Here is a 24,132-nt window from a genome sequence, read left to right as displayed (position 1 = left end):
CGGCGCCGGCCGGACGGGCGCGGGCTCCACGGCTCAACGGGTGCCGCCCGCAGCGTACTTGGCGATCGAGGCGACGTTCTCCTTGGTCACGAACGCGGGCCCGGTGAGCACCGGGGCCGCGCCGCCGCCGCTGATGTTGCCGTTGGTGCGGTACAACCACAGCCCGTCCACGGCGAGATAGCCCTGCAGATAGGGCTGCTGGTCGACGGCGAACCGCACGTCCCCCCGCTCCACCGCCTTCACCAGGCTCTTGTTGAGGTCGAACGTGGAGACCTGCGCGCCGCTGCCCGCAGCCTTGACGGCCTTGACGGAGGCGAGCGCGAAGTCCGCGCCGTTGGCGACCACTTCGTCGATGGTCGGGTCCTGGCGCAGCCGGTCGGTGAGGACGGTGGTCATCGCCGTGAGGTCGGTGCCGTCCACGTACAGGATGTCCGTCCGGCCGTCGAACGTCTTCTTCACCCCGGCGCAGCGTGCCTCCAGCGCCACGTTGCCCTGCTCGTGGATGACGCACAGGGCGTGCTTGGCCTTCAGACCGTCCAGCTTGTCGCCGACGGACCGGCCCGCGACGCTCTCGTCCTGGCCGTAGTACTCCAGCAGACCCTCCGCCTGCCAGGCGCCGATACCGGAGTTGACGCCGACCACGGGGATCTTGGCGGACCGTGCCTCGGTGATCGCGGCGCGCATGGCCTCGGGCTTGGCCAGGGTCACCGCGATGCCGTCCACCCGGTCGCGTACGGCGTCCCGCACCAGGTCGGCCTGCGCGGCGGAGTCCGGGTCGCTCGCGTACGTCAGGTCGACGTGGTCCTTCGCGGCGGCGGCGTCGGCGCCCGCGCGCACCAGCTTCCAGAAGGCGTCGTCCTTGGCGCCGTGCGTGATCAGCGCGATCCTCGGCCGTCCCCCGCTGTCCTTCGCCGCCCCGCCGGTCCCCGCCCCCGAGTCCGGGCCGGCGGAGCAGGCCGCCGCGAGCAGACCGGCGGCGACGAAGGCCGAGGCGGCGAGGGCGGCGCGGCGCCCGGATGCGGGCGCGGGCGCGGGGGAACGACGGGGCGGAGCGGGAGTGTTCATGGTGGTGCGGCACCTCGCTGTGCGGCCGAGCCAAAGGGGGCGGCGATGCCGGAGGTCCCACGAGGTGGAAACCGGTGGTCCGGGCGGTCGCTCGCCCGGAGCCAATCGTGTGTGACAGGTGGTAGTCAAGCGGTGCTTGTGGACAGGTACCCGTTCGTTGCCGGTTGCTCGCGTCAGTTCCCCGTGCCCTGCCGGGGACACGGGGAACCGTGGGGATGCGGTGGGTCAGGGAAGGAGCTTGTCCAGCGCGGCCGGACCCTCCGCTTCGAGCTTGCGCCTGGCCCACTCCAGATTGCCCGGGGTGAGGTCCTTCCCGGAGGCGAGCACCACGTCCTCGGGGGAGACCTCGGCGTCGGAGCGGGCGTGCAGCAGGGCGTCCGGAGTGGCGTGCTCGCCGGTGGGCCCGGAGGGCTGGGACGGATCGGGTTGTGACGTCGTCATGATGTCTCCTCTTCCTGCCCGGACGGACTCGGGGTCGGCCCCGGGGGACCGCTCCCGGCTGCCCCCCGGGTGCCCGCCCGCCGGAGGCTGTAACGGGCCGGCCCGCCGCCGGACACCGGAGGGACGGGGCGCTCGTCGGACACCGGAGCGACGGGTGCTCGTCAGGCGCCGCCGCGACGCGGCGCCCGTCGGCGGCCGTAGCGACGGGGCCGCTCGTCGGTCGTGCCCTGCTGTCGTGCCTCCGTAGTCGTGGCCCTGATCAGGAACCGACGCCCCCGGCGGGCTCCCGCACCGTCCTCGCCGCGTCCCGCCGCACTCCGGGACGCCCGTGCAGCGGCACGACGGTCGGAACCACCTGCTCACCGGCGGCGGCGAGGTATCGCCGCGCGTAGTCCAGGGCCTGCTGCACATCGCGCGTGCCCGTCGACACGCACAGTGTGTACGCGAGGTCCTGCACCCGCTGACCGGACTTGGTGACGCCGTCGGCGGCCTCCTGGGCTGCGAGCGCCTGGTACTCCTCGAGGAGCTTGTGCAGCGTCGTGGGGTGGGGCATCAGCATGTGCACTCCTTGGTCACGGCGGTGAGTCCGTCGGCGGCCGAGCGGACCGGGAGGGGGGAGTAACGCGGGACACGGGGAAAGCGGCGGAGACGGGGGGTGGGACGCGGGGCGGACGAAGGGGCGTGAGGAGCGAAGGCGTGAGAACGGGGCGTGAGGCGCCGGGGCACGGGGGCCGTGATGCCGTCCCGGGAGGTCACCCGGCGTTCGTACGCCCGGGGTGCTCGCGCCGGTCGGCGGCGTTCCGCCCGATGGCCTCCTCGCGCACCCGAGCGCAACTGCGGCTGATCAGCCGGGAGACGTGCATCTGCGAGATGCCGAGCCGGTCCGCGATGCGGTTCTGCGTCATGTCCTGGAAGAAGCGCATGTACAGGATGGCCCGTTCCCGCTCGGGCAGGCGCCGCAGCCCCTCCTTCGCGGCCTCCCGGTCGACGACGACGTCGTAGCTCGCCTCCGCCACCCCGAGGGTGTCGGCCAGGCTGTAGGCGTCGTCGTCGGCGGACATGGCCGCGTCCAGCGACAGGGTGCTGAAGCTCTCCAGCGCCTCCATCCCGGTACCGACCTCCTCCTCCGTCAGCCCGGTGTGCCGGGCGACGTCGGCGGCGGACGGCTCGGGGGAGCCGGGGCTCTGCATCAGTTCCCGACGGGCGACGCGCACCTTGTTGCGCAGTTCCTGCACCCGCCGGGGCACCCGCAGCGCCCACATGCGGTCCCGGAAGTGCCGCTTGATCTCGCCGGTGATGGTGGGCACGGCGTAGCTCTCGAACGCGCCGCGTTCGCAGTCGTACCGGTCGATCGCCTTGACCAGACCGAGGGCCGCGACCTGGCGCAGGTCCTCGAGCGATTCTCCGCGGTCGCGGAAGCGGCCGGCGATCCGATGGGCCATGGGCAGCCAGGCCGTCACCAACTCGTCGCGCAGCGCCTCTCGTTCGGGGCCGTCCTCCAGGGCGGCCAGCCGGGCGAAGTCCGAAGCCGTGTCGGGCGCGTCGTCGTGCGCTCGCGGTCCACGTGTGGTGGGACGAGCGGGGGCGCCGGGACGGCTTGTGGGGGTGTCAGTGAGCATGCGGAACAGCTCCTCCACGATGCTGTCAGGGATGACCGCGGGAGGCGGACCGTTCGGTTCACCGGATGTCCGGCAGAGCCGATGTATCGCTCCCGCTGGCGCGCCTCCGGTCCGAAGCACGAAATTCCGCTTGCCCTGCCACTCTGCGGCCAAACACCCCCTTTTCGCATCTCGGGAGCGAGGCGACGCCCTCCCCTCACGCACTCCGCCCGGCCTTCGGCGGCGCGGGGAACCACGGGCGGCGGCCACGTCGCACCCGGGGCGCCCCGCGCCCGGCCGTGCACCGGACCCGGGAGTGTTGCGCAAGTCCCGTCCGCCCGGCGGACGGGCCACTGCCGCCACGCGTACGGGCCGCCGAGGGGTGCGGGCGGGTACGTCACCGGCAGGCACGCTCCGACGCGACACGGACCGCGGTGGATGCCAGACTGACGGTCGCCGGCGTGTGACCCGCACGGCCCGCCCACGGCGGCCCCCTCCGCTTGCGCCTCCGTGCGCGGGCCGTGCGCGGAACCGGCGACCGACAGGACACGGCCCGCACCGGACCGAGCCGACCCGAGGGCTCGGTCCGGCTCGGCTCCGCTCGACCCGACCCGGCGCTCCGCTCGGCATCCCCCCTCACACGCCCTCCGGGCGGCAGGACCGGCCACCGCGGCGCGGCCCGACGTTCCTGCTCGCGGCCCCCGCGCTCCGGCATGTGCCGAGCACCTCCCCGTGACCTGCGTGGCCGCGCCCTGCGGCCACCGGAAAATGCCGGACGCACAGGCCGGAACGTGTCTGGTGCGGCGCCCCCGGGTGCAGGACGGTAGGTGGGCGGCCGCACGCGCCCGGCGCTCCGGCCGTCCGAGGAACAGCCTCCCGTGGGCAGGGAGGCGACGGCCACCGCCCGCGCCGCGGGACCGCGGTGGCCGTCGGCGCCGCCAGGCCGACCGTCACCCGGCCGTCACGGTCCGCGTTCCGCCACGCCCCGCGTGGACGGTCCCGCGGCACGCGGGCCGGTGGGGCCCGTACCGGTTCACCCGGCAGCGGCCCCCACCGGCCCACGACCCGCGTCGCCGACCCGTGGCCCGCACGGTCCGCACCGCAGACCCGCGTCGCCCACGGTCCCGCTCGCCGTCACTCGAACCGGGAAGGATCTCCCGCGCCCCGGCGGACGATCTCCGCCTCGCCGCTCGAGAAGTCGACGACCGTCGTCGGCTCGGTCCCGCAGTCGCCGGAGTCGATCACCGCGTCCACGACGTGGTCGAGCCGCTCCTTGATCTCCCAGCCGACCGTCATCGGCTCCTCCTCGTCCGGGAGGAGCAGCGTGCTGGACAGCAGCGGCTCGCCCAGCTCCGCGAGGAGCGCCTGGGCGACCCGGTGGTCGGGGATGCGCACGCCGACCGTCCGCTTCTTCGGGTGCAGCAGCTTGCGCGGCACCTCGGGGGTGGCGGGCAGGATGAACGTGTAGCTGCCGGGCGTGGACGCCTTCACCGCGCGGAACACGTCGTTGTCGACGTGCACGAACTGGCCGAGCTGCGCGAAGTCCCGGCACACCAGGGTGAAATGGTGCCGGCTGTCGAGCTGCCGGACGGTCCGGATCCGCTCCATCCCGTCCCGGCTGCCCAGCCGGCACCCGAGAGCGAAACAGGAGTCCGTCGGATACACCACGAGCGCACCGTCACGAATGCTGTCGGCAACCTGCCCGATGGTGCGCGCCTGGGGGTTGTCCGGATGAACGTCGAAGTACTTCGCCATCCACCGACCTTAGGGCCTGCCGTCCGGATCAGCTCGCGGACCCCGGGTACGGCACGCATCCACCGGCGACACCCCGCCCGCCCCCGATGCCTCCGTCACCCCCGCCCCTCCACCGCCTCCGGCGTCAGCACCAGCATCGTCACGTCGTCGTCGAGCCGCGTGGCGAACCGTCCCAGGTCCTCCCACACCCGTGCGACCGCCGCCACGGGCGACACCTGCGCGCCCGCCAGCCTCGCGAGCCGCTCCCGGAGCGGATAGAACCGCCCCGCCGCGTCCCGCGCCTCGGTCACCCCGTCGGTGACCACGAACAGCCGGTCGCCCCGGCGCAGCGGCACCCGTACCCGCTCGGGCACCGGTGGCTCGCCCAGCCCGAGACCGAGCGGTGGCGCCTCCGGCACGTCGAGCTCGGCGGCCCGCCCGTCGCGCAGCAGCAGCGGGGGCGGCTGCCCGCAGCACATCACCGACACCTCGCACGCCCGCGCCGAGAACTCCAGCAGCACCGCCGTCGCGAACAGCTCCGCGTGCTCGGTCCCCGCCGTGTCGGTCACCAGCCGGCGGTCCAGCCGGGCCACGACGTCCCGCATGTCGGGCTCGTCGAGCACCGCCTCCCGGAACGCGCCCAGCAGCGACACCACCGTGCCGACGGCCGACAGCCCGTGCCCCTGGACATCTCCCACCACCGCCCGGATCCCGTACGGGCTGTCCCGGACGTCGAAGAAGTCGCCCCCCACCAGCGCCTCGCGCTGGGCCGCCCGGTACAGGCCCGCGCACCCCACCGGGCCGACCCGCTCCGGCAGTGGCGGCAGCACGGCGAACTGCGCGGCCTCGGCGACGGTGCGCACGGTGACGAGCTGGGCGTCGCGGCGGCTGCGCACCAGCGAGGCGAAGACGCTGAGCACCGTGATGAAGCAGATGGCCAGCAGGTCGGTGTTGCCGGGATGGTCGACCCGTACGGCCGGAATGTACAGCAGTGAGATGGCCAGCCCGCCGAAGGCGGCGGTGGCCAGTGGTCCGTACGACAGCACGGCGAGCGGCGGGACGGCGCCGAGGAGGAACCCGATGTCCAGCGCGTGTCCGTCGATCGGGCCCGCCAGGGAGAGGCCCAGCAGCAGGGCGAACGGGAGCAACCGCACGTACGGGGGCGGCGGGGCGCCGCGCAGCCACCCCCGGTCCTCCCGGCGGTCGTGGCGCGGCACCACACGCCCGTCCATGACGTTCCCCTCTGCCGGCCCGGTTCCTCTATTCCCCGCCTACGCTCCTACGCACGCGTCCCCGGCGCACCCCGGGCGCGCACCGGGCCGTACGGGCCGGAACGGATCCCCCGGAACCGTCGAACGACGGCTTCGGAGGATGTACTGTCTGATGCTGCTGAGGGCTGACGCGGCACGGATCATGGGGGAACCAATGCGGCCTGGCAGGGAGTTGTCCAGGGAGATCGACGCGACGGTGCCCACGGCCGCGCGTATGTACGACTACTACCTCGGTGGCAAGGACAACTACGCGGCGGACCGGGCGGCGGTCGAGGAGCTCGACAAGGTCGTGCCCAGCACCCGGGTGCTGGCCGTGAACAACCGCCGCTTCCTGCAGCGTGTGGTCCGGGTACTGGCCGAGGACTTCGGCATCCGGCAGTTCCTGGACCACGGGTCCGGCCTGCCGACCCAGGACAACGTGCACCAGGTCGCCCAGGGCATCGATCCCGAGTCCCGGGTGGTGTACGTCGACAACGATCCGATGGTGCTGGTGCACGGCCGCGCGCTGCTCGACCAGAACGACCGCACGGCCGTCATCCAGGCCGACATGCGGGACACCGAGGGGATCTTCTCCCACCCGGACACCAAGCGGCTGATCGACTTCTCCGAGCCGGTGGGCGTGCTGTTCGTGTCGGTGATGCACTGCATACCGGACAGCGACACCGACGGTCCGCCCGCCCTCGCCCGCCGGGTGCGGGAGCGGCTCGCGCCCGGCAGCCTGATGGTCATGTGCCAGCTCGTCAGCGAGGACCCCGAGGTACGGGACTACGTCACCGACTTCATGGACACCACGACGCAGGGCAACTGGGGCCGGGTCCGCCAGGAGCAGGACGTGGCCGAGCTGTTCGAAGGGCTGGAGATCCTCCCGCCGGGTCTGGTCGAGGTCTCCACCTGGCGGCCGGACACCGAGGTGGCACCCCGCCAGCAGACGCGGGAGTGGATCGAGTTCGGCGGCGTCGCCCGCGTTCCCTGATCCGGCCGGACGAGCACCCCCGCGCGGGGCGTCGGGCACCCGTGCCCACCTCGCGCGAACCACTTCCGCGCGAGGAAGTCCGCGTGAGGCCATCGCGCGGCACACCACTGTGCGCGGGAGCGGCCCCGGCTACGCCGGATACCGGCTCGCCACCGTCTCGCGCAGCAGCTCCACGGACTGGCGGGGGTCGAGCGCCTCGTCGGCCAGCCGGTCCAGGGCCAGCCGGTACTCCTCCGTCTCGTCACGGTCCTCGAGATAGTTGGCGCTCTTGATGTGTTCCAGATAGACGACGTCCGGCAGGTGCGAGCCGCCGAAGCGGAGGTACGTCACGGGGATGGCCGGGGCGGAGGCGCGGGTCACGTCCAACGGGATGATCTGCACGGTCACATGGGGCCGCGCGGCCATCTCGATCAGATGCAACAGCTGGTCCCGCATGATCTCGCGGCTGCCCAGGACGCGGAGCACGACCGACTCGTCGAGGACCGCCCAGAACTGCGGCGCGTCCGCGCGGTCCAGCAGCCGCTTGCGGCGCGTCCGCAGCTCCACCCGGCGCTCCACCTCGGTGGCCGACGCGGTCGGCAGCCCGCGTTCGACGATCGCGCGGGTGTAGGCGGGGGTCTGCAGCAGCCCCGGCACGTACTGGATCTCGAAGGTACGAATGGCGGCGGCCGCCTCCTGGAGCCCGACCAGCCGGTCGAACCACTCGGGCATCAGCCGCTTGTCGTACCGCTGCCACCAGCCCGGCTCGCCCGCGCGCCGCAGCAGTTTCAGCAGGATCGAGGCCTCGTACTCGTCGACCTCGTACAGGTCGAGCAGCGCGCGGACGTCCGCCTCGACGGGAGGACGGCGGCCCTTGCCCGCCTCGATGCGGGAGAGCTTGGCGGGGCTGAACCCCAGGGCGCGCGCCGCTTGCTCCTGCGACAGCTCGGCATCCTCGCGGAACCCGGCGAGCTGCACGCCGACCAGCATCTTCAGCAGGGTCGGCGCGGGCTCGGTCCGGTCGAGATATGTCTCCAGCCGGGAGACGCGATGCTGCGTGGAGGACATCCTGGCTCCCAGTCGACAGGCAGAGAACGAGACCTCATTGTCGCATCCCGAGGTGTGCCGGCAGCGGAGGACGCCGGAAGTGACAGGCCTCGGCTCCGTTTCGACGCTCCCCGAAGTGCGGCCGTCCGACCGGCAGTTGCGCCCGGCTCGTCGCCGGAGCATCCCCGCCGTGGCCCTTCCCGCCGGTCCACGCGGGAGGGACCGTGCTCGCGGCGGCCGCTTGCGGGACAGCCGCCCTCACGGCAGCCGCGCTCACGGCAGCCGCGCTCACAGCGGCCGTCCTCACACCAGGTGGTCGAACTCCCCCTCCTTGGCACCGGCCAGGAACGCCGCGATCTCCGCGGAGGTGTAGACCAGCGCCGGCCCGTGCGGATCACGGGAGTTGCGCATCGCGACGCCGCCGTCGGTCAGGGCGGCCACTTCGACGCAGTTGCCCTCCGCGTTGCTGTGCCTGCTCTTGATCCACCGGGCTTCCAACGAGCTTGCCTGCACTCCATTGGCTACGTGGGGCACCGCACTCTCCTTGCTGATGTTCCGTCGTTCCGTGGAACGCGCGCGGGCGCCGGCCCGTGGCGGTCACCGGCCGGGCGGCGGGGTCCGCATCCGGCCAACTTCCATGAAATTTCCCGTGCAATTGCACGGACTCGCTTTCGGCATGGATAATAGCAGCGGCGTCAACCCCCGCCCTGGCGCCGCGATCTGACATGACATCAGGTACGTGCCGTGTCGTGGCGGAGCGGGACCGCGGGCACCGCAGGCTCACGACCTGCGCGTACCGCCGGCTTCGCCGCACAACCGACGTGAGCGCCGTGGAAGGGCCCGACATCATGAGTGCCGCTACAACCGAGCAGACTGGAACGGAGCACCGGACGGCGACGCCGGCCGCGGCGGATGTGACGGCACCACTGAGAAACCTCGCGCGGGTGCCCTGGGGCCGGATGCGGGACTCCAGGGGTTCCGCGGCGGCCGTTCCGTCCCTGCTGGACCTTGTGGCCCGGGGCGATGACGCGGTCGCGCGTACTGCCCTGGCCGAACTGCGCGAGCGGATCTGCCAGTACGGCTTCGTCGTGGAACAGGCCACCGCGCCCACGGTGCCGTTCCTCTGGGAGATCGCCCGGCTCCCGAGCGCCGCCTGCCGGGCCGGCGTCGTCGTACTGCTCCGGAACATCGCCGAGGCCCGCCAGTGGGAGCTGACGGCCGCCTCCTACCCGAAGCTGCTCCGCCGGGGCGAGGACTGGGTCGGCTGGGAACGGCAGGCACGCCGTGCCGTCCGGGCCGATCGACACCTCCTTGCTCCGCTGCTCACCGAGAACGACCAGGAACTGGTCACCGCGGCCTCGGCGCTCGCCCGCACACTCCGGGTGTGACCCGGGCGGGCGCCCTCCGGCTCCGGCCAGACCTCACGGGGGAGGGTCTGCGGAGCACACCGGCGCCGGGCTCCCGCGCGCGGCCCATGGGGAGGGGCCGCGGGGAGCCCGGCGCCGGCACGATGTCGTGCGCGCCCCCGCGTACCACCGCACGCCCCGCACCGGGCGCCGCGGACGGACGCGGGGGCGCGAACAGCCGCTGAGGGGCGCTGGGCGGACGCCGAGAGGACGTCGAAGGGCACGGAAGGTCACGGAAGGGTCCGGGAGGGCGCGGAAATCGCCGCGCGTTTCCGACGGTTGGTTTGCGACGGCCTTCACGGTGCAGACGGATGAGGAACGCACATGCGACGGCATGTACATCACATCCGATGAGTGGAGGACACCGTGGGCATCATCGCGTGGATTCTGATCGGTCTGCTGGCCGGAGCCATCGCCAAGCTGCTGCTGCCGGGCAAGGACCCGGGCGGCATCATCGTCACGATGCTGATCGGCATCGCCGGCGGTTTGCTGGGCGGCTGGCTCGGCAAGGTCATCTTCGGCGTGGACTCGGTCGACGGCTTCTTCGAACTGTCGACGTGGATCGCCGCCATCGTCGGCTCGCTGATCCTGCTCGTGCTCTACCGAGTCCTCACCGGCAACCGGCGCTCGCACCGACATGCCTGATCGTCGGCGCTTGTCGGTCCGGCCACCTCGCGGCCACGTTCCGCGACGCCGCGAGGTGGGGCCGGACCGCCGCCACGGCCGCGCTCATTGCTCCCGCAGCCCCCAGGGCGAGCCGTACTCCGTGAGCAGGTCGAGGAACGGCCGGGCCGGGAAGGCCTCCGGGCCCCGTACGCCCGTGCCGGACCAGGCGCCCGTGGCGAGCAGTTCCAGGGCGACGACCGGCTGTACGGCCGTCTGCCACACCACCGCCTGGCACCCGTACTCGGCCATCGACCACTGGTTGTCGACCACGTGGTACAGGTACACCTCCCGCGCCGCGCCGTCCTTGACGCCGCGCACCCAGGTTCCCGCACAGGTCTTGCCGTGCATGCGCCCGCCCAGCGTCGCCGGGTCCGGCAGGCACGCGGCCACCACGTCCCGGGGCGACACCGACACCGGACCCGAGGCGCCCGGCACGGTCACCGGATCCGTCCGGTCCAGGCCCAGCGCGTGCAGCGTCTTCAGCGTCCGGACGAACTCCTCGCCCAGGCCGTACTTGAAGGTCACCCGGCGTGCGTCCACCCAGCGCGGCACGAGCAGCACCTCCTCGTGCTCGACGTTGACGCACTCCACCGGGCCGATGCCCTCGGGGAACTCGAACACCTCCGGCTCGCTGAACGGCGCCGTGGTGAACCAGCCGCGGTCCGCCTCGTAGACCACCGGCGGGTTGAGGCACTCCTCGATGGTGGTCCAGATGCTGAACGAGGGTGCGAAGTCGTAGCCGTCGACGGTGAGATTCGCGCCGTCCCGGACACCGATCTCCTCGATCTCGTCGAAGAGTTCGTCGGCGGCGTACCGGGCGAAGACGTCCGAGAGCCCCGGCTCCACCCCCATGCCCACCAGCGCGAGCACGCCCGCCCCCGCCCAGTCGGCCGCCTCGGCGAACTGCTCGTCGCCGAGCTTGACCCCGCACTCCTCGTACGGGCGCTCCGCGTGCGGGCGGGACAGGGACATCGCCATGTCGAGATACCCGGTCCCGGCGGCCCGCGCGGCCCGGAAGAGGGGCATCACGAACCGCGGATCCGTGGCGTTGACCAGTATGTCGCACCGGTGCCGGGCCAGCAGCGCCGCCACCGCGGCCTCGTCGCCGGCGTCCACGCGCGCGGCGAGGAAACGGCCGTCCCCGTCGAGCGCGGCGACGGCGGCCTCGGCCCGCGCGGGGTCGTGATCGGCCACCACCATCGTCTCGAAGAACGCGCGCCGGGCCGCGACCCGGGTCAGGGCGGTGCCCACCCCGCCGGCCCCCACGAGCAGTACACGCATGACGTGACTCCCTTCCTCTTCTCCGGTCCGGCCGATACAACGCCGCCCTGTGTCTCAAGGTCAATGGCGTTGGCATAAGGTCGGCCGGAGGCGGCGGCTCCACCCATCGGGGCCGCACGGAGCGGAAGCCTCAGCGAGCGAAGGAAAGCGGGCGGGCATGGCAAAGCCGGTGGTTCCCGAGGAGCGGCGTCGCAGGCGCAGGCCCACCAAGAGCGGCACGGTGCTCTCCGAGCGGCTGATCGTCGAGACCGCGCTGCGCCTGCTGCGCGAGCACGGCAGCGGCGGACTCACCGCCCGCCGCCTCGGTATCGCCCTCGACTGCGACCCCAGTACCCTCTACCGCTACTTCCGCGGCATGGACGAGCTGACCCTCGCGATCGGTGACGCGCTCATCGGCCACGCACTGCGCGACCGCCGGCCGACGGGGGAGTGGCGGGCGGACCTGCGCGACATCGGGCTGCGCATCCACACCGCGTACGTCGCCCATCCCCAGGCGGCGCTGCTGACCGCCGCCCGGGTCACCGGCCGGGCCAACGAACTGGCCGCCGACGAGGTGATCCTCGACCTGCTGCGCACGGCGGGGTTCGGGCTGCCGGACACGGTGCGGATCTATCACGCCTTCATCGACCAGACCCTCGCCTTCGCGGCGCTGGACGCGGCGTCGCTGGCGCTTCCGGAGGCGGCCCTGAGGGCGGACGAGGGCAAGTGGCGCTCGACGTACGCGCACGCGCCGGCCGACACCTACCCGCGTATCGCGGAGGCCGCGCCGCTGCTGGCCACCCGCATGGTGACCAGCGCGTACCCCACGGCCCTGGACATGCTGCTGAGCAGTGCGGCGGCGCGACTGCGACGGCACTGACCGCGGCCGTGGGTCCGCGGCACAAGGGCGCCGGGCGGCTTCGAGCGGGTTGCCGGCGCTGCGCCGGGCGGGGCGCCGGGAGGTGCCGAGGACGAAATCCGGCCTCGGACGCAAAGCCGAACGGATCTTCTTAAGCGCGTCTTAAAAGCCGGTTAAGCGATCCTCGCTTCCTCACCTCGTTCACCAAAACCGCACGTCAGAGCGTTTTCCTTGCCGTGCAGGGAGGTTGGCCCACGCAGCCGTCGTGCGTAGCATCAGGAATCCGCCGACGGCTTCCGGCCTGACTGAGAGCGCTCTCAGCAACCGGGTGCGTTCTCTCCCGGCCGCGTCCCGTCCGGCACCGCGACGACCTGCATCCCCAACCCCCAAGACATCCGCCCCACCTCCCGACTTCCCCCGACTCTCCCCGACTCCCCACAAGACAAGGTGTGTTCAGCCATGGCTGCTCATCGCGCACGCCGATGGTCGCTCGGAGGACTTCTCGTCCTGACCGCGGCCGCCCTCGTGACCGCGCTCGTCGTCATGACGACGACCTCCGGTGCCAACAAGGCCCAGGCCGCTCCTGCCGCGGTCTCCTGGTCCGACGACTTCGACGGCGCGGCCGGCAAGGCCCCCGACGGCTCCAAGTGGACGCTGGAGACCGGTGGTTCGGGCAACGGCAACCACGAGTTGCAGTACTACACGAACAGCACGAGCAACGCGTCCCTGGACGGCGACGGCCACCTGGTCATCACCGCCCGCAAGAACAGCGACTCCGGCCTGCAGTGCTGGTACGGCACCTGCCAGTACACCTCCGCGCGCCTCAACACCGCCAAGTCGTTCACCCAGGCGTACGGCCACTTCGAGGCCCGGATCAAGATCCCGCGCGGCCAGGGCATGTGGCCGGCCTTCTGGATGCTGGGCGACAACCTCGGCAGCGCCGGCTGGCCCAACAGCGGTGAGATCGACGTCATGGAGAACGTCGGCAAGGAGCCGGGCACGGTCCACGGCACCATCCACGGCCCCGGCTACTCCGGCGCAGGCGGCATCGGCGCCGGCTACACCCTCCCCGACGGCAAGGCGTTCGCCGACGACTTCCACACCTTCGCGGTCGACTGGAAGCCCAACAGCATCGCCTGGTCGGTGGACGGCAAGGTCTACGAGACCCGCACCCCGGCCGACGTCAACGGCAACAAGTGGGTCTACGACCACCCGTTCTTCATGATTCTCAACCTCGCCGTCGGCGGTGACTGGCCCGGCAGCCCGGACGGGAACACCTCCCTGCCGCAGACCATGGTGATCGACTATGTCCACGTCAGCGCCTCCGACAGCGGCAGCACCGGCGGCGACAGCGGCGGCGGAACCGGCGGAAAGACCGGCGCCCTCAAGGGAATCGGCGACATGTGCGTCGACGTGGCCGGCGGCTCCAGCGCGGACTCGACGCCCATCCAGCTCCACAACTGCACCGGCGTCGACGCCCAGAAGTGGACCCTCGGCAGCGACGGCACCGTCCGCGCCCTGGGCAAGTGCCTGGACGTGCGCGGAGCCGGCACCGCCGACGGCACCCCCGTGCAGCTCTACACCTGCAACGGCACCAAGGCCCAGCAGTGGACGTACACCTCCGCCAAGGACCTCACCAACGTGGGCGCCGACAAGTGCCTGGACGCCACCGGCAACTCCTCCGCCGACGGCACCCGGCTGCAGATCTGGACCTGCTCCGGAACCGCCAACCAGAAGTGGACGCTCGCCTGACCGGACGGGGAGAGCGGGCACCCGCCCGCACCCCGGGCCGCACCGCGCCCACATCCCCCGCTCACACCCCCACGCACCTCCGCTGAACCGCACTCGTCCCCCCACCCCCATCCGCACCGAGGAGTCCCCTGCATGAGCCCCCGTCACCAGCGCAACCTGACCCGCCGCAAGATCCTGTTCGGCATCGGCGGTGCCGCCGTCGGCATTCCGGCGATCGCCGCCGTCGCCCCGTACGCCCTGGCCGGGCCCGCCGACGGGAAGGCGAAGACCACCGCGGGCGGCGCGCTGCCGCTGACGATCGTCAACAGCACCGGCGAGTACGCCAACGCCTCCGTGTACGTGTACATCGTCGGCAACCAGGACGGGAAGCAGGTCCGCGTCACCCCCGACGGCACGCTCGCGCCGATCGCGCTGTCGGACAACGGCGCGGACGGCTTCACCGACTACGCGATCACGCTGGCGGGCAGCGGCGAGACCAAGCTGTCCCTGCCGTACATGTCCGGCCGCATCTACGTCGCGCTCGGCGAGAAGCTGAAGTTCAAGGCAGTCGCCGACGGCAACGGCAACCCGGCCCTGCAGTACCCGGCCGGCTGGGTCTCCTCCGACCCCAACTTCAAGGTGCTGCACGACTGCGCGGAGTTCACCCACAACGCCTCCGGCATGTTCTGCAACACCACCATGGTCGACATGTTCAGCGTGCCGATGAGCATCCGGCTCACCGGCGCCAAGGACCAGACGACCGGCACCGTGCGCAGCGGCGGGCGGGCCGCCGCGTTCGCCGCCGTCAAGCAGGTCGCGGAGTTCTCCAAGCTCGTCGTCGACGACACCCGCATCATCGCCCCGGGCCACGGCCTGGACGCGGGCCTGTTCGCCAAGGACTACTTCGCGCCCTACATCGACCAGGCGTGGAGCCTGTACACCGGCAAGGACCTGAAGGTCACCACCAACGCGGGCACCTTCACCGGCCGGGTGCGCGGCGACAAGCTCACCTTCAGCGGGCCGGGCTCGGTCTCCTTCGCCAAGCCGTCCACGCGTGACGTGCTGTTCTGCGACGGCGCCCTGGCCGCCCCCAACGACGGCACCACCGGCCCGGTGGCCGCCGTCCTCGGCGCCGCCTTCAACCGCTCGACGCTGGTCAGCACCGCCGCCCAGCCGACGACGAACGCCGCCGACTTCTACCGGGGCGACCTGACCAACCACTACTCCAAGGCGATCCACGCGGCCACCGAGGACGGCAAGGCCTACGGCTTCGCCTTCGACGACGTCGCCGACTTCGCCTCGTACATCCAGGACACCGCACCCACCGGGATCCGGCTGACCCTGACCGGCCTGTAAGGGCCGCGCTCGGGGATCGGTCGCGGGTGAGGGGTCCGAGTCGTGCCGGGCCCCTCACGCGCGGGTGCGCACCAGTACCAGGGCGACGTCGTCGTCGGGTTCGGGGCGCAGCGCGCCGAGCAGCATGTCCCCGATCCGCTCCAGGGGCAGCCGGCAGCCCCGCAGCAGCCGGGTCAGGCTGGTCAGGCCGACGTCGATGGGCTCGTTCCGGTTCTCGACCAGCCCGTCGGTGTAGAGGGCGAGCAGGGCCCCCGGCGCCAGCTCGACCTCCACGGTGCCGAAGTCCACGCCCCCGACCCCGAGCGGCGCCCCGGGCGGCACGTCCACGAGTTCCGCCTCCCCGTCGGGGCGCAGCAGCACCGGCGGCAGATGGCCGGCGCTGGACAGCACGCACCGGCCCCGGCGCAGGTCGCACACCGCGTACAGGCAGGTGGCGATCGTGTCGCCGAGCGAGCCCATGATGTCGTCGAGATGGCCCAGCAGCTCGGCGGGCGGCAGGTCCAGCCGGGTCAGGGCCCGGGTCGCCGCGCTCAACTGGCCCATGATCGCCGCCGCCTGGACGCCCTTGCCCATCACGTCGCCCACGACGAGCGCCGTCCGCCCCGGCCCCAGCGGCAGTACGTCGTACCAGTCGCCGCCGATCTCGCTCAGCGCGGGCAGATAGCGGGCCGCGACATCGAGCCCCTCGTGCCGGGCGGGCGCGGGCGGCAGCAGGCTGCGCTGGAGCGTGAGCGCGGCGGTTCGCTCCCGCCCGTACAGCCGCGCGTTGTCGATGCACATGGCGGCGCGCGCCGCGAGTTCGCAGGCGAGGACCTGGTCAGCGTCGTCGAAGGGCCGCTCGTTGCGCGTCCGCAGCAGACTGAGCGTGCCCAGCACCTCGCCCCGCGCCCGCAGCGGCACCGCCAGATAGCTGTGTACCCCGGCCTCGCGCAGGGCCTGGGCGGCGTGCGCGTCCCGGGCGATGCGCCGCATCACCGCCGCGTCGACGTGTTCCACCCGGCAGGGCTCCGCCTCGCGCACGCACTGGGTGATCAGCCGCGAGGGGCTGTAGACGGCGAGCTGCCCGACCGGGTCGGCGGCGCGGATGGCGTCGGTGGCGTAGCCGGAGGCGACGGCCAGCGCCCGGAACTCGACATGGGTGTCCGCCATGACGGGCGCGACGATGCCGTGCGCCACCACCGACTCCAGTACGTCCACGGCGGCCAGGTCCGCCAGGTGCGGCACCGTCACATCGGCCAGCTCCCGCGCCGTCTGCCACAGATCGAGCGTGCTGCCGATCCGCACCCCCGCGTCCGCGATCACTGCCAGCTGCTCCCGCGCCCGGACCACCTCCGACGCCGCCTGCTGCCGTTCGGTGACGTCGATGATCGCCATGGCAAGACCCAGCACCCGGCCGCGGGCGTCCGCGATGCGGTGGTACGACTCCGAGAACGCCCGCTCCCCGGTACCGGCCTCCGTGTACCCGATCGTCTGCTGGTCGAGGAGCGGCTCGCCCGTCTCCAGCACGCGCCGCATCCGGTCCTCGATGGTCCGCGTGTCCAGCCCCGGCAGGACCTCGCCGAGCCTGCGGCCCACCAGCGCCGACTCGGTCAGACCGTTGAGCCGTTCGAGCGCCGGATTGCACCCCACCCACCGCAGCCGGGTGTCGAAGACCGCGATGCCGACCGGTGTCTGGTCGACGAGGATGTGGGACAGCGCCAGGTCCCGCTCCACGCCCCGTACGGTACGGGCGTCGGTGGCCAGGCCGAGCATGTGGACCTCACCCCGGCTGTCGTCCAGCCGCATGGTGCGGAACTCCACCGGGTGCTCGGTGCCGTCCTTGTGGCACAGCGGGAACACCCCCGCCCAGCGGGTGCCCGAGCGCACCTGCGCGAACAGCTCACGGCCCCGGTGCCGCTGCGCGGACGACACCAGGAAGTGGTCGGCGCGCTGCCCGAGGGCCTCCTCCGCCGTGTATCCGAGCAGTCGTTCGGCCTCCGGACTCCACAGGACGATTTGGCCCTCGGCGTCCAGCACCACGGCCGCGACCTGCAGCAGGTCGAGCAGTGCGCCCGGCGCCGCGGGCATCTCGTCGCCGGCCGAGCCCGGATACACACGCATGTCCGCCGCTCCCTCCGGCGCGGCAACTGCACCGCCGACATCTTCTGTGCGGGTCATCCGATTACGTCACAGGACGGCCGCCGGGGCAACAGCGGGAGCCGCCCGCGACACGTTGCGGGTGTGAACCAGGGTGCCCGTGGGGCGCGGTGCTCACCCTGCGGGGCCAGGGCCCGTCCGGCGGATTTCCGGGGAGCGGTCCGCGGCGTCGGACACGTGCTCCCGGCGCACGCCCGGATCTCCCTCGCACTGGACGTACTTGAGGGATTCGGACGCACGGCGAGACCGCGTGCCAGGCATCGCGGGCCCGAGAAGATCCGCCGGACGGGGCCTGACGGCGGGCGGCAGCCCGGCGGGTCGGGAGGCTGGAACGGGCGTCCGGGCGGGTAGGGATAGGTGTGCGCCCGTACCGGAGCGCCGGCCCTCACACGGCAGCAGCCCCCCGCACACGAAGGAATCCCGCCCGTGGCACTCGCACATTCCGAGGTTCCCGCAGCCCGCCGTCCCGGACGGATCTGGACCGTCCGGGTCACCGGTCACAGCGACCGTTCCGCCTCCGTCGTCTGCAGCGCCGCCTGCCGGATGCCGTCCCGCTCCCGGGACGTCGCCGCGCTGCGCCGGTTCGCCGAGGCCCATGCCGCCGCCCACGCCAAGGCGGCCACGGTACGAGGCGACGCGTCCTGCCAGTGCCGGGTGCAGCAGTGCTCCGCGCACCCTGGCACCAGGGTCCTGTGCGGCGGCACGGTGCTGCTGGTCCTGCGGCACAACCCGGCGGTGGGACGCGTCTGGACCCTCGCGGAGGTGTGCGAGCGCTGCGCCCCACTGATGACCCACGCGAGGGTGGTCGCCCGCGCCACCCCACGCCCCCCGGCACCCCCGCACCCCGCCCCGGAACCCCAGAGGCCGACGGGCCCGCCGACCGCCCGACTCGCGCCGCGGCGGCCCATCATGGCGCGGGGAGGGGTGGAGCAGAGCGGAGCGGAACGGCCCGGGGCGGAGCGGCCTGGGGCGGAGCGGCCCGCGCCGCGGCGGTCCGGGGTGGAGCGGCCGGGGGAAGAGAGGCCCGGGGCGGAACGGTCCGCGCCGCAGAGCTCCGCGCCGCGGCGGTCCACGACGGAGCGGTCCGCGACGGAGCGGTCCGCGGCGTCGCGGATCGCTGCTGAGCGCCGTTCGGTGGAACACCCATCGGCCGAGCGCTCGTCGGTGGACGTGCCCGCTCCGATGCGGCCCCCGGCACGGCAGCCGGCCGCCCCCCGACAGGCCACGCCGCGCCCCGGCCCGCGGTCGGCGGCCGGGGCGCCGCTCCCCGGTGGCTTCACGACGCCGCCTGCGGCGGTCCCGCAGCGCCGGGAGCGCCGCACGTGAGGTGAGGGCACCCGGCTCGACGCGACCCTGGCGCACCAGTTCCACCGGCATCCACCGCGGAGCGGGAGTCCGCAGGTCCGCGGGTCGCACCTTCGGGGGTCCGGGGGCGGAGCCCCCGGACCCGGGAGGGGCAGGGGCGGCGGGGGCGGGGAAAAGCGCCCCCGCCGACGACCTCCACCCCCACCCCCGGTTACCCCTCGCCGTACCCGGACACCCGGAGGGCCGATGACACCGGCCCTCCGGGAGACACCGTGGCACACAGCCCCCTCACCGACCGCACGGTCGTGGTGACCGGCGCCGCCCGCGGCATCGGCGCCGAGCTCGCCCGCGAGCTCGCCCGCCGCGGCGCGCGCCTCGCACTCCTCGGCCACGAGGGAGACGCACTGCAACGGCTGGCCGCCGAACTGCCCACCCCCGCCCTCGCCCGCGAGGTGGACGTCACCGACCTCGCGTCCCTGGAGGCGGCCGCCGAGGAGATCCGGCGCCGCCTCGGCCCGCCCTCCGCCGTCGTAGCCAACGCCGCCGTCGCCGAGGCAGGGGCCTTCGTCGACACCGACCCCGCCCAATGGCGGCGCATCATCGACGTCAACCTCACCGGCAGCGCCCACACCGCCCACGCCTTCCTCCCCGATCTGCTGCGCACCGCCGGCTACCACCTCCAGATCGGCTCGCTGGCCTCGATCGGCGCGGCCCCCATGATGAGCGCCTACTGCTCCTCCAAGGCCGGCGTCGAGGCCCTCGCACACTCCCTGCGCGCCGAACTGGCCCACCACGGCGTGGCGGTGGGCATCGCCTACCTGGGCTGGACCGACACCGACATGATCCGGGACGGCGAGCGGCACGCCGCCCTGCGCGAACTGCGCGCCCACATGCCGCCGCCGGCCCACCGGATCTCGTCGGCCCCCGGGGTCGCCGTCCGCCTGGCCGACGCCGTCGAACGCCGGCGCACCGCCGTGTACGTACCGAGGTGGCTGCGCGCGGTGCAACTGGTACGCGGGGCGCTACCCCCGGTCGTGCTCCGCGCCACGCGCCGGCAACTGCCCCGGACCGCCGCCCACGAGGACGTACGCCCCACCGGCCCGCTGGGCGGCGGCGGCCGCGCCGACCGCGCCGCGACCGAGTGACACCACGCCCCCCGCGGCCCTGCGCACCCCGCGTGGTTCAACGACGGCCGCGCGGGAACCCGCCCCCCGACCACCGTGTGCCACCAGCACACCCGAGCCCGGCGGAGGTGTCCGTGGCCGTACGCCACCGGCTGATCGAAACCGCCCCCGAGAACGTCTGGACCGTACTGGCCGACGGCACCCGGTACGCCGACTGGGTCGTCGGGACGTCGTCCTCCACGCCCGTGCGCGGTGACTGGCCCGAACTGGACTCCGCCATCGGGTACGAGGTCCGCCTCGGCCCGCTGACGTTCCACAACGAGACGGTCGTACGGCGGTGCGTCGAGGGCAGCGTCCTGGAACTGGAGGCGCACGCCGGGCCGCTGGGCACCGCCCGCATCGCCATCGAGCTGCGCTCCTGGGGCGAGTACACCCTGGTGATCGTCGACGAGCACCCCCTGCGGGGCGCCGGCCGGGCGGTGCACAACATGGCCGTGGAGACGGTCATCCAGCTCCGCCACCGCGCGATGCTGGCCAGGCTGGCGAAGGTCTGCGAGGAGACCGGCGACGCGATCGACGGCACCCGCGTCGTCAAGCCGGCGATCTCATGACCCGTACAGCGACGAACCCGGCGACGAGCCGGACGACGAGCCGCGCGACGGCGCGGACGAGGAGGCGGTCGTGCCCGACGCTGTGGTGATCGGCGCGGGCCCCAACGGGCTGGTCGCCGCCAATCTCCTCGCCGACGCCGGCTGGAGCGTGGAGGTTCTGGAGGAGCAGGACGAGCCCGGCGGCGCCGTGCGCCACGACAGAGGCGTGCACCCCGACTTCGTCAACGACCTGTTCAGCTCGTTCTACCCGCTGGCCGCCGCCTCACCGGCCATCGGGGGGCTGGAGCTGGAGCGGTACGGGCTGCGCTGGGCCCACGCGCCCCGGGTGCTGGCCCACCCCCGCAGCGACGGCAGGTGCGCGGTGCTGGGCCGCGACGTCGACGACACCGCCACCTCCCTGGACACCTTCGCCGACGGCGACGGGGACTCATGGCGCGAGCTGCACTCGGTGTGGGAGCACGTCCGCCCCGACCTGCTGGACGCCCTGTTCACCCCGTTCCCGCCGGTGCGCGCGGGCGCCAGGCTCGCGCTGCGGCTGCGCGCCGCGGGCGGCCTGCGGCTGGCCCGCTCCCTGGTGCTGCCGGTGCGCCGGCTGGGGGAGGAGGAGTTCCGCGGCGAGGGCGGACGGCTGCTGCTGGCGGGCAACGCCCTGCACGCCGACCTCGCCCCCGAGTCCGCGGGCAGCGGCGGCTTCGGCTGGCTGATGACGATGCTCGGGCAGACGTACGGCTTCCCGGTGCCGTCCGGCGGCTCGGGCGCCCTCACCGAAGCACTGGTGCGCAGACTGCGCGAGCGCGGCGGCACCCTCAGGTGCGGGGAACGCGCCGAACGGATCGTCGTCCGTGGCGGCCGGGCGGTCGCGGTGCGGACGGCCGGCGGGGAGACGGTGGCGGCCCGCCATGCCGTACTGGCCGACGTGCCGGCGCCCGCGCTCTACGGCGGGCTGGTGGAGCCCGAGCACCTGCCCGCCCAGCTCATGGACGACCTGCGGCGGTTCCAGTGGGACTTCGCCACCTTCAAGGTCGACTGGGCGCTGGACGGCCCCGTGCCCTGGGCGCAGGAGGCGGCGTCCCTTGCGGGCACCGTGCATCTCGCGGACGGCGTCGACGAGTTGACCCGGTTCGCCGCCCAGATCGCCCGGAAGCTCGTCCCGGACCGGCCGTTCACCGTGTTCGGCCAGATGACGACCAGCGATCCGCCGCGCTCACCCGAGGGCACCGAGTCCGCCTGGGCCTACACCCATGTACCGCACCTGGTCACGGGCGACGCGGGCGACGAGGGCTTGACGGGCGCCTGGGACGACAGGGAGCAGCGGATCATGGCGGACCGCGTCGAACGCCACGTGGAGCGGTTCGCCCCCGGGTTCCGTTCCCTGATCCGCGCCCGGCGCATCCTGGCCCCGCCGACCCTGCAGTCGATGGACGCCAACCTCCAGGACGGCGCCATCAACGGCGGCACCACCGCCATGCACCAGCAGCTCTTCTTCCGCCCGATTCCCGGCTCGGGCCGCGCGGAGACCCCGGTCGGACGGCTGTATCTGGCCTCCGCGAGCGCCCACCCGGGGGGCGGGGTGCACGGCGCCCCGGGCGCGAACGCCGCGCGCGCGGCGCTGCGCCGGCACTCCTCCCCGCCGCTGGCCCGCGTCGAACGCGTACTGACCCGGCGCAACCGCAAGGGAACGATCGAGCGGGCGGACTGAACCGCGTCCGGGAGCGCGCGCGGCGCGCTCGGGGTGTGCTGCGGTGTTCCAGGGTGCGGCTCCTTCTGTGCACCGGACGTGGCCATCGTCGCAGCTCAGATCGCGGGCAACCTGTGAGTTGATGCGTCGACGGACTGGGAAGGTCTCCGGTCGAACTCCGATTTCGGGCAGCTGCGGGGAACCTGACCGGGACACGGGGGTGAGTTGACCTGACGCGGCCGCGGCGCCGCGGGGTGGTGTTCCCGCAGCGCCGCCGTTGTTGCAGCCCGAGACTGCCCGTCATCAGGCGTACGCCCCGGCGCCAAGTCTCACGGCCACGTCAGCCTCGGTTGCACCGTTGAGATATGACGTTCTGTACGTCAGCATTTGCCTTACGTGACGTTTGCTGAAGGGCGTTTCCTCGCTGCTGATGTCGAGTCGCCCGCTGCGGAGGGAGAGGCCTGTGGTCAGGACGGATTCCCTTCCCGAGGCTCCCGGAGTATGGCCGCTGGTCGGCCATGCCCTCGCGCTGGTTCGTGATCCTCTGAGGTTCCTCAAGGCTTTACCCGCCCAGGGAGATCTCGTACGGGTCCGGATCGGTCCGCACCGCGCGATCGTGGTCTGCGACCCTGAGCTCACCCGGCACATGCTGGTCAGTGATCAGGTGTTCGACAAGGGAGGCAGCCTCTACGACCGAACCGGGAAGTCCTTGGCAACAGCGTGCTGACCTGCCCGCACGATCAGCACCGGCGGCAGCGGCGACTGACGCAGCCCGCCTTCCACCCGGGCCATCGGGCCGCGCAGGCCGAGGTCATGACCCGGCAGATCGCCGCGGTCACCGGGGCCTGGCGCGATGGCCAGGTCGTCGACATACCGGCCGAGATGGAGAAGATCACTGCGAGAGTCCTGCTCGCGACCATGTTCAGCACATCAGTGAGCCCGCAGGCCATGGCCCGCGTGTCGGACGATCTGAGGGTGGTGGTCACCGGGATTTTCCGGCGTATGTTCCTGCCGGCGGCCCTGGACCGGCTGCCCACCGCCGCTACCAGCGGGCGAGTAGCCGCCTTCGGCGCACCGTCACCACTGCGGTCACCGACCGCCTCGCCGCCCCGGGCCGGGACAACGGCGGCGGTGAGGATCTTCTGTCCCTCCTGATGGGCGCCGAAGACGCAGCCGGCGATGAACCAGGACCGTCGGACACTGAACTGATCGACCAGGCTGTTTCGTTCTTCGTTGCCAGTGTTGAGACCACTGCTACCACCCTCGCCTGGGCCCTGCATCTGCTGTCTCGCCACGCAGACGTTGAACAACGCCTGCGCGCGGAAGCCGACGCCGTCCTCGCCGGGCGACCCGCCGCCTACGACGACCTCCCCCCAACTGCCTCTGACCGCCAGCATCGTCCGGGAGACCCTGCGCCTGTACCCTCCGGTCCCGCTCAGCACCCGGATCACCACCCACGACACCCGACTCGGTGACCATGTGATCGCGGCCGGCACCACGATCGTGTACAGCCCCTACCTCATCCACCACCGCCCCGACACATACCCCGACGCGGAGCGCTTCCACCCGGACAGATGGACCACGGCCCCGGCCGGCACCGGGCCGCGCGACGCCTTCTTTTCCTTCGGCGGCGGCGCACGCAAGTGCATCGGCGACCACTTCGGCCTCACCGAATCTGCCCTGGCCCTGGCCACCATCACCGCACGTTGGGAACTCCACCCCGCCGCCGGAACCGACAGCCGACCCCAGCTCGGCAGCGCAACGCTTCGCCCCAAACGCCTCCTGATGCACATCACTGAACGGACACCCGGCGCACTGCGCTGAAGGGTGCTGCCATCCCGTGAGGTCGGTCCCCGCCACCACAGCACCGACCGGCGCATCTCATCGGACTT

The 24,132-nt window shown here is 72.9% G+C and carries 20 protein-coding genes and 1 pseudogene; 11 read left to right on the top strand and 10 right to left on the bottom strand.

Features of this window, described 5'->3' with window-relative positions:
- Positions 1-33: 33 nt before the first annotated feature.
- The 6 genes from QFZ64_RS04445 to QFZ64_RS04420 form a co-directional block, all read right to left on the bottom strand.
- The gene (locus tag QFZ64_RS04445) at positions 34-1,065 is read right to left on the bottom strand and encodes a substrate-binding domain-containing protein (RefSeq protein ID WP_307062528.1); all 1,032 of its coding nucleotides are present in this window, start codon (positions 1,063-1,065) and stop codon (positions 34-36) included.
- Positions 1,066-1,290: 225 nt separating this feature from the next.
- Positions 1,291-1,506: a hypothetical protein gene (locus QFZ64_RS04440; protein WP_307062526.1), complete on the bottom strand. Its 216-nt coding sequence runs from the start codon at positions 1,504-1,506 to the stop codon at positions 1,291-1,293.
- A gap of 259 nt (positions 1,507-1,765) precedes the next feature.
- The gene (locus QFZ64_RS04435) at positions 1,766-2,065 is read right to left on the bottom strand and encodes a DUF5133 domain-containing protein (RefSeq protein WP_307062524.1); all 300 of its coding nucleotides are present in this window, start codon (positions 2,063-2,065) and stop codon (positions 1,766-1,768) included.
- A gap of 193 nt (positions 2,066-2,258) precedes the next feature.
- Positions 2,259-3,125, bottom strand: a complete 867-nt coding sequence (locus tag QFZ64_RS04430) for a SigB/SigF/SigG family RNA polymerase sigma factor (protein WP_307062522.1) — start codon at positions 3,123-3,125, stop codon at positions 2,259-2,261.
- Positions 3,126-4,238: 1,113 nt separating this feature from the next.
- Complete coding sequence (locus QFZ64_RS04425) at positions 4,239-4,859, bottom strand: L-threonylcarbamoyladenylate synthase (protein ID WP_307062520.1); 621 nt, start codon at positions 4,857-4,859, stop codon at positions 4,239-4,241.
- Between the two features lie 95 nt (positions 4,860-4,954).
- Positions 4,955-6,070 carry a PP2C family protein-serine/threonine phosphatase gene (locus QFZ64_RS04420; protein ID WP_307062517.1) on the bottom strand — a complete coding sequence of 372 codons (1,116 nt, stop codon included), beginning with the start codon at positions 6,068-6,070 and terminating at the stop codon, positions 4,955-4,957.
- A 193-nt stretch (positions 6,071-6,263) separates the two neighbouring features.
- Between QFZ64_RS04420 and QFZ64_RS04415 the strand changes: the two genes are divergently transcribed.
- Entirely contained in the window at positions 6,264-7,082 is an 819-nt protein-coding gene (locus tag QFZ64_RS04415) for an SAM-dependent methyltransferase (RefSeq protein WP_307071567.1), read from the top strand.
- A 129-nt stretch (positions 7,083-7,211) separates the two neighbouring features.
- Here the strand turns inward: QFZ64_RS04415 and QFZ64_RS04410 are convergent, their stop codons facing one another.
- Entirely contained in the window at positions 7,212-8,129 is a 918-nt protein-coding gene (locus tag QFZ64_RS04410; protein ID WP_307062516.1) for a helix-turn-helix transcriptional regulator, read from the bottom strand.
- 282 nt (positions 8,130-8,411) lie between these two features.
- Positions 8,412-8,642, bottom strand: a complete 231-nt coding sequence (locus QFZ64_RS04405) for a DUF397 domain-containing protein (RefSeq protein WP_307062514.1) — start codon at positions 8,640-8,642, stop codon at positions 8,412-8,414.
- A 314-nt stretch (positions 8,643-8,956) separates the two neighbouring features.
- Here QFZ64_RS04405 and QFZ64_RS04400 point away from each other — a divergent pair, with 314 nt between their 5' ends.
- Positions 8,957-9,496, top strand: coding sequence for a hypothetical protein (locus QFZ64_RS04400; RefSeq protein WP_307062512.1), 540 nt, complete (start codon positions 8,957-8,959; stop codon positions 9,494-9,496).
- 384 nt (positions 9,497-9,880) lie between these two features.
- Positions 9,881-10,159, top strand: coding sequence for a GlsB/YeaQ/YmgE family stress response membrane protein (locus QFZ64_RS04395; protein ID WP_307062510.1), 279 nt, complete (start codon positions 9,881-9,883; stop codon positions 10,157-10,159).
- Between the two features lie 84 nt (positions 10,160-10,243).
- Here the strand turns inward: QFZ64_RS04395 and QFZ64_RS04390 are convergent, their stop codons facing one another.
- On the bottom strand, positions 10,244-11,461 hold the full coding sequence (locus tag QFZ64_RS04390; RefSeq protein ID WP_307062508.1) for a saccharopine dehydrogenase family protein: 1,218 nt from the start codon (positions 11,459-11,461) through the stop codon (positions 10,244-10,246).
- A gap of 157 nt (positions 11,462-11,618) precedes the next feature.
- Here QFZ64_RS04390 and QFZ64_RS04385 point away from each other — a divergent pair, with 157 nt between their 5' ends.
- The 3 genes from QFZ64_RS04385 to QFZ64_RS04375 all read left to right on the top strand — a co-directional run bounded on the left by QFZ64_RS04385 (position 11,619) and on the right by QFZ64_RS04375 (position 15,386).
- On the top strand, positions 11,619-12,320 hold the full coding sequence (locus QFZ64_RS04385; protein ID WP_307062506.1) for a TetR/AcrR family transcriptional regulator: 702 nt from the start codon (positions 11,619-11,621) through the stop codon (positions 12,318-12,320).
- A 438-nt stretch (positions 12,321-12,758) separates the two neighbouring features.
- Entirely contained in the window at positions 12,759-14,051 is a 1,293-nt protein-coding gene (locus QFZ64_RS04380) for a glycoside hydrolase family 16 protein (RefSeq protein ID WP_307062504.1), read from the top strand.
- 132 nt (positions 14,052-14,183) lie between these two features.
- Positions 14,184-15,386, top strand: a complete 1,203-nt coding sequence (locus tag QFZ64_RS04375) for a glycoside hydrolase family 64 protein (protein ID WP_307062502.1) — start codon at positions 14,184-14,186, stop codon at positions 15,384-15,386.
- A 54-nt stretch (positions 15,387-15,440) separates the two neighbouring features.
- Here QFZ64_RS04375 and QFZ64_RS04370 read toward each other — a convergent pair whose 3' ends face one another.
- Positions 15,441-17,486, bottom strand: a complete 2,046-nt coding sequence (locus tag QFZ64_RS04370) for a SpoIIE family protein phosphatase (RefSeq protein ID WP_307062500.1) — start codon at positions 17,484-17,486, stop codon at positions 15,441-15,443.
- 462 nt (positions 17,487-17,948) lie between these two features.
- Between QFZ64_RS04370 and QFZ64_RS04365 the strand changes: the two genes are divergently transcribed.
- The 5 genes and pseudogenes from QFZ64_RS04365 (at position 17,949) to QFZ64_RS04345 (ending at position 24,064) form a co-directional block, all read left to right on the top strand.
- Positions 17,949-18,848 (top strand): hypothetical protein, encoded by a 900-nt coding sequence (locus QFZ64_RS04365; protein WP_307062498.1) that lies wholly within the window; start codon positions 17,949-17,951, stop codon positions 18,846-18,848.
- Between the two features lie 251 nt (positions 18,849-19,099).
- On the top strand, positions 19,100-19,972 hold the full coding sequence (locus QFZ64_RS04360) for an SDR family oxidoreductase (RefSeq protein WP_307062496.1): 873 nt from the start codon (positions 19,100-19,102) through the stop codon (positions 19,970-19,972).
- 113 nt (positions 19,973-20,085) lie between these two features.
- A complete protein-coding gene (locus tag QFZ64_RS04355; RefSeq protein ID WP_307062494.1) occupies positions 20,086-20,562 on the top strand; it encodes an SRPBCC family protein in 477 nt (158 codons plus the stop codon).
- 70 nt (positions 20,563-20,632) lie between these two features.
- Entirely contained in the window at positions 20,633-22,261 is a 1,629-nt protein-coding gene (locus tag QFZ64_RS04350; RefSeq protein WP_307062492.1) for an NAD(P)/FAD-dependent oxidoreductase, read from the top strand.
- A 635-nt stretch (positions 22,262-22,896) separates the two neighbouring features.
- Positions 22,897-24,064 (top strand): annotated as a pseudogene (locus QFZ64_RS04345) (cytochrome P450).
- Positions 24,065-24,132: the final 68 nt, after the last annotated feature.

The organism is Streptomyces sp. B3I8 (assembly GCF_030816915.1).
Classification (GTDB): Bacteria; Actinomycetota; Actinomycetes; order Streptomycetales; family Streptomycetaceae; genus Streptomyces.
This window is presented reverse-complemented; position numbering and strand designations above follow the sequence as displayed.

Coding starts and splice junctions, on each gene's coding strand:
- QFZ64_RS04445 (WP_307062528.1), bottom strand. CDS start 1,065: ATGAACACTCCCGCTCCGCCCCGTCGTTCCCCCGCGCCCGCGCCCGCA.
- QFZ64_RS04440 (WP_307062526.1), bottom strand. CDS start 1,506: ATGACGACGTCACAACCCGATCCGTCCCAGCCCTCCGGGCCCACCGGC.
- QFZ64_RS04435 (WP_307062524.1), bottom strand. CDS start 2,065: ATGCTGATGCCCCACCCCACGACGCTGCACAAGCTCCTCGAGGAGTAC.
- QFZ64_RS04430 (WP_307062522.1), bottom strand. CDS start 3,125: ATGCTCACTGACACCCCCACAAGCCGTCCCGGCGCCCCCGCTCGTCCC.
- QFZ64_RS04425 (WP_307062520.1), bottom strand. CDS start 4,859: ATGGCGAAGTACTTCGACGTTCATCCGGACAACCCCCAGGCGCGCACC.
- QFZ64_RS04420 (WP_307062517.1), bottom strand. CDS start 6,070: ATGGACGGGCGTGTGGTGCCGCGCCACGACCGCCGGGAGGACCGGGGG.
- QFZ64_RS04415 (WP_307071567.1), top strand. CDS start 6,264: ATGCGGCCTGGCAGGGAGTTGTCCAGGGAGATCGACGCGACGGTGCCC.
- QFZ64_RS04410 (WP_307062516.1), bottom strand. CDS start 8,129: ATGTCCTCCACGCAGCATCGCGTCTCCCGGCTGGAGACATATCTCGAC.
- QFZ64_RS04400 (WP_307062512.1), top strand. CDS start 8,957: ATGAGTGCCGCTACAACCGAGCAGACTGGAACGGAGCACCGGACGGCG.
- QFZ64_RS04390 (WP_307062508.1), bottom strand. CDS start 11,461: ATGCGTGTACTGCTCGTGGGGGCCGGCGGGGTGGGCACCGCCCTGACC.
- QFZ64_RS04385 (WP_307062506.1), top strand. CDS start 11,619: ATGGCAAAGCCGGTGGTTCCCGAGGAGCGGCGTCGCAGGCGCAGGCCC.
- QFZ64_RS04380 (WP_307062504.1), top strand. CDS start 12,759: ATGGCTGCTCATCGCGCACGCCGATGGTCGCTCGGAGGACTTCTCGTC.
- QFZ64_RS04375 (WP_307062502.1), top strand. CDS start 14,184: ATGAGCCCCCGTCACCAGCGCAACCTGACCCGCCGCAAGATCCTGTTC.
- QFZ64_RS04370 (WP_307062500.1), bottom strand. CDS start 17,486: ATGCGTGTGTATCCGGGCTCGGCCGGCGACGAGATGCCCGCGGCGCCG.